The following is a 3603-nucleotide window of genomic DNA, read 5'->3' as shown; positions in this document are numbered from 1 at the left end:
CGGCAGGGCGGCAGGGCGGCAGGGCGGCAGGGCGGCAGGGCGAAGGCAACATGAGCCGGGTGTGCCTGGGGCCTAGTGGTGGGGCAGGTCTGGGTTGGGCTGCGTGCTGCTGGTTCTGCTGCTGGTGGTGCTGGTTCTGGTGCTGGTGGGTTGGGGTTGGTGGGTTAGCGGTGGTTGCCGCTCAGGACGACTACCGCGCCGCCGAGGACGGCGAAGATCCAGGACAGGACGAGGGGTTGCATGGTGGTCGCGCCCAGGAACAGACCGGCCGTCCACACCACGAGGATGGTGGTCGACACGGTGAACGCCACGCCTGCCAGCGCCACCTTCGGGCGGTGCAGCGGGACTGCCAGGAGTGCCTGGCGGGTGCCCCTGCGGGCGCGGAGGAGCACGATCAGGACAGGCACCGCGCACGCGCCCACCAGCGCCGCCGCCCGGTAGGCCAGCGCCGGGGTCGGCTTGGGCATACCTGCCCGCAGCAGGAGCAGGTCGCCCGCCGACAGCAGCGCGGCCAGCCTGGTGAGCGCGGACCAGATCAGGGCGTGCGCCTTGGTCAGCGACTCGTGCGCGGGCGAGGCGGTGGGTTTGCCGCCGCGCTTGCGCCAGGCCGTGGCCAGGTTGGCCCTGACGTCCTCGTTCTCCGGGTCCAACCGCAGTGAGGTGCGGTAGGCGTGCTCGGCGGTGTCCCAGTCGCCCACGCGCAGCGCCGCGTCACCGAGCACCTGGAACGTCCTGGCCTGCTCCGGCGCGAGCCGCGTCGCCTCCCGCGCGACGGCCACCGCCTCCCGCCTGCCGTCCGGCGCGGCGGCTAACACGTCGGCCAGCACCACCAGGCAGCGCCAGTCCCCCGGCTTGCGACGCACGCACTCCCGAGCCGACACCACCGCCTCCCGGTGCCGCCCCAGCTCGCTCAGCGCGAGCGCCGCCAAGCGCTGAGCCCACGAGTGGTCGCCGTCCAGCACCAACGCCCGCTTCGCTGCCGACAGCGCGGGATCGGGCTGATCGACGTCCAGGAGCGCAGCCGCCAGCTCGCACCACGCCTGCGCGTGCCGCGGGTTGACCGCCAGCACCGGGCGGAGCAGGTCGATCGCCTTGTAGGGCAAGCCCTTCGCGGTCAACTCGGCCGCCCGGACGAGCACCGCGGTGATCGGTTCGGACATGGCACCTCCCGGAGGTCTCACCCAGTGTGACAGCGCCACTACCGACACCAATGGGCGATGCACCCAGGTCCCGCAGTCGTGAACCGCTGTCACCACACCGGGATCCGGACCGGTGGACCACCGGATGCCTTACCGGACAACGAGGTTGGTGCGTTCATTCAGTTGTGGAGTTGTTCGACACCTCCTTCGGGAGTTGAGGCTGCGGTGAGTAACACCAGCACCAGCAGCAGCAGCAGTGGCAGTAGCGATCAGCAGCGATAGTGCCAAGTCCGGAGAGCGGACGAGATGCAGCGGGGAGGGGCGTGGACGAGGCGCAGCAGGAGAGAGCACGGAAGAAGAGGAGAGGTGAAGAGATGTGGACAGTAGGACGGTGTTGGGCAGAGCGGAGGACCAACCGGCGAGACGGCGGCTGGGCAACCGGTGGCTTGGTGATTGGCGACCAGGTGATTGGTCGCGGGAGATCGGACCGGCGGTCGAGTTGAGGAGCAGCTGGCGGCTGGTGAACGGCTTGCTCTGTGGCTGACAACTGGCGGCTGCGGTGGCAGCGGCAACCGTGTTGTGAGCGGCAAACGCGGCGATGGGCGGTGGCCGCGCAGCGGACGGCAAACGGGGTGACGGCGTTAGCCGGGTAGGTGGCAGCCGGGTAGCGAGTAGTGGGCGGTGGGCGGTGGACGGGGTGGCAGACGTAGTTGTGGTGGCAGTTGGGGCGTTGGGTGGCGGCGGGCGGTAACCGCAGTCGTAGCTGTGCGGTGGATGGCGGCTGCGGTGGCAACCATGGTGGTGGTGGCAGTGGTAGCAACCGCAGTGGTGGCAGCAGTTGCGCGACGGATGGCGGCTGGGTGGTGGCGGTGGCCAGGCCGTAGCCAGGCGCAGGCGGTAGCCAAGCTGTAGCGGTAGCCGGGCAGTGGTGGCGGCCAAGCTGTGGCGGCAGCCAGGCGGTGGCGATGGCCAGGCGGTGGCCAGGCGGTGGCGGTGGGTGCGCGGTGGGTGGGGTGGGTTAGGCGGCTGCCAGGGTGCGGGCGTTGCGGTGGGCCTCGGCCAGGGACGTGGCTGCCAGGTCCTTGAACTGGGCCAGGTCCGGGACCAGGTTGGCGTTGGTCATCTCGGCGTGGACGAACTCCAGGTCGTGGTGGAGGCCGATCAGGCTGAAGGCCGCCTTCAGGTACGGCTCCTGGAAGTCGAAGCCCTCCCTCGGGGTGCCCGGCGCGTACGAGCCGCCTCTGGCGGTCACCACGACCACGCGCTTGCCGCTCAGGGCGCCTCTGCCCGTCTCGCGGTCGGCCATGTACGAGCTCTGGGTCACCCAGTCCAGCCACGCCTTCAGCGACGACGTGATCGTGAAGTTGTACATCGGGGTGCCCAGGAGCACGGTGTCCGCCGCCTCCAGCTCGGCGCCCAGCTCGCGCGCCAGCGGGCTCTCCTCGCCGCGCATCCGGCTGGCCAGCGCCGCCGCGTCGAGGTGCGGCAGCGGATTGACGCCCAGGTCGCGGTAGGCGTACTCGGCGCCGGGGTGGGCCTGTCGCCAGGCGTCGGCGAACGCGGCGGTGACCTCCCTGGACACCGAGCCCTCGGTGCGCAGGCTCGTGTCGATGTGCAGCAGCATTTCGATCCCCTCTCGGAAGTTCCTGGGGCAGACGTTACGAGGAGAAACGTTCCGAGTCAAGAAGATATCGGGGCGGATCATCCGAACGTGGGGGTACCATCCACGGGTATGGACCTCACCGCGCCCCAGACCGACAGCCGCGGCGAAGACCTGAACTGGCTGCTGCACCGCGCCGCCCAGAAGCTGAACGCGACCGCGCAGGAGGTCGCCGCCAAGCACGGCGTCAGCACCCGCGGGCAGGTCATCCTCACCGCGCTCGTGAGCCACAGCTGCACCCGGACCCAGCTCTCGCTCGGCCACATGCTCGGCCTGGACAAGACGACGCTGACCGCCGAGCTCGACCGCTTGGAGCGGGCGGGCCTGGTGGAGCGCAAGCCGGACCCCAACGACCGCCGCGTGCGCACCCCCTCGATCACCGAGCAGGGGCGCGCCGTGCAGCGGGACGTCGCGGTGGTGCACGGGGCGGTCGAGGCGGAGTTCACGGCCGACCTGAGCCCGGTCGAGGCGAACCTGCTCAAGGCGCTGCTGCACCGACTGATCAGCGCCGAGCGGGGCACCCCGGACAGCGGCTCCTGCCTCTGACCTCAAGAACGCCCCAGCTGCACCGTACGTACACGGCACGCTCCACCATTCGGGTGTAATAATCCACCGAACAGGTGAGAGCTAGTAGCGCATTCTCACGCACAGCCGATACGCAACGGGGTCGCCACGGCACGCTCCGGTCTCGTCGTTTTCACCCTTCTCGGGGACAGGACCGAAGGCACCGTGCGACGCTAAGGACGGCTCGACACGGCTGCCCGGCGCTCGTCCGCCACGCCGCCGGTCCAGCGCGCCCGCACG

The 3603-nt window shown here is 70.3% G+C and carries 3 protein-coding genes; 1 reads left to right on the top strand and 2 read right to left on the bottom strand.

Translation table 11 applies throughout. The features are described from left to right. Positions 1–164: 164 nt before the first annotated feature. Together ACTUAL_RS01600 and ACTUAL_RS01595 are read right to left on the bottom strand one after the other, a co-directional pair. Positions 165–1160, bottom strand: coding sequence for a tetratricopeptide repeat protein (locus ACTUAL_RS01600; protein WP_440899008.1), 996 nt, complete (start codon positions 1158–1160; stop codon positions 165–167). A gap of 997 nt (positions 1161–2157) precedes the next feature. After that, the gene (locus tag ACTUAL_RS01595; protein WP_096491770.1) at positions 2158–2763 is read right to left on the bottom strand and encodes an FMN-dependent NADH-azoreductase; all 606 of its coding nucleotides are present in this window, start codon (positions 2761–2763) and stop codon (positions 2158–2160) included. Between the two features lie 108 nt (positions 2764–2871). On the opposite strand from ACTUAL_RS01595, the gene ACTUAL_RS01590 reads away from it, so the two are divergent. Then, a complete protein-coding gene (locus ACTUAL_RS01590; protein ID WP_218181571.1) occupies positions 2872–3345 on the top strand; it encodes a MarR family winged helix-turn-helix transcriptional regulator in 474 nt (157 codons plus the stop codon). The last annotated feature ends 258 nt before the right edge of the window (positions 3346–3603 follow it).

Source organism: Actinosynnema sp. (assembly GCF_052038725.1).
This window is presented reverse-complemented; position numbering and strand designations above follow the sequence as displayed.